This is a genomic window from Actinomyces sp. MRS3W, from assembly GCF_032465695.1.
Lineage (GTDB): Bacteria > Actinomycetota > Actinomycetes > Actinomycetales > Actinomycetaceae > Actinomyces.
In genome coordinates, this window is record NZ_JAWDJJ010000283.1 from 1 (window position 1) to 1,314 (window position 1,314).

Here is a 1,314-nt window from a genome sequence, read left to right on the forward strand (position 1 = left end):
GTCTATGACCCGTTCCAGCACATGGTGACCTGGGGGCAGGCCGACTCCGTGTACTTCCTCCAGCAGTGGCAGGCGGCCCTCGTCTTCGCCGCCTGGGCGTTCGTGCCGCTGCTGCTCGGCTGGCTGCTCTTCGCCCGCCGCGACGCTTGAGCCCCACAAGCTGCGTCGGTGGTGCCGGAGATGGGATCCTCCGGCACCACCGGCGTCCTTCGTCCGCGTCCGGCGGCGACGGATGCGCCGCCCTCCAGTCCGGCCCTTCCGCCGCCGAGCTCGTCCCCATGACCCATTCCAGTAACTCACCGGGGCACAATGTGCCTGTGAAGCAGACGGGAGCAGAACCGATGAGCACGTCATCGACCACCGCTCGCGTGTTGCGCTGGCAACAGTCGCACCACTACCTCGCCGACGGCGCCGTCGCGGGAATCGTGCTGCTACTCAATGTCTTCATGGGCTTGTGGCCGCTGCGCCTGGCGGAGATCGCCTCACTCACATCCTGGTTGCCGCTCACGCTCGCCGCCTGCCTGCTGTGCACCCTGGCGCTGACCATCCGCCGCCGCTACGTCGTCACCGCCTGGGCAGTGCTGACCTTCCTGCCGGCGGCCCACAACATCGCCATCATCCGCGGCTTCCACCTCGACCTTATCGATGCTTCCTACGCCTCCGACTGTCTGCAGGCCTTCGTCCTGTTGGGTACGCCCTTGACCCTGGCCACGCTGGCCATGCGCCACCGCGCCATCTGGGTGTGGCTCGCCTGCTTGACGTCCACCGCCGTCACGGCGGTGACGCAGGCGGTTTTCAACGGGATTCCCCTCTACGCGATCTGGGCGCCGGGCACTCTGCTCGCGCTCATCAATATCGTCGGCGTGCTCGTCGGCACGGTGCTGCGCACGCAGCAGCTGCAGTTGCGCGAGGCCGAGACCCGCTCGGCACGCCTGGTGCTGGCCCGGGAGCAGGAGGCGCTGCTCGCCGTCGCCAATGAGCGCAGCCGCATCGCCCGCGAGATGCACGACGTCGTCGCCCACTCCCTGGCTGTCATGATCACCCTGGCCGACGGCGCCGCAGCCGCCGTCGACCACAATCCCACCATGGCCAAGGAGGCGCTCGGCACACTCGCGGAGACCGGGCGCTCCGCGCTGGCCGACACCCGACGGCTGGTGGGGGTGCTGCGCGAAGACCCGGCCGCCTCCCCCACCGCACCGGGCGACGACACCGCCGCCTCACCTGTCCCCACCGGGGTCACGGCCCCCGCCGACTTCAACGAAGCGGACGCCGCCTCCCGCGACCTCAGTTCCCCCGCCGGTTACACAGCCGGCG

The 1,314-nt window shown here is 69.8% G+C and carries 1 protein-coding gene; it reads left to right on the plus strand.

Annotated elements, in window-relative coordinates; translation table 11 throughout:
• Positions 1 to 341 precede the first annotated feature (341 nt).
• The coding region (locus tag RWX45_RS10835; RefSeq protein WP_316023734.1) for a sensor histidine kinase at positions 342 to 1,314 on the plus strand (973 nt) is incomplete at its 3' end.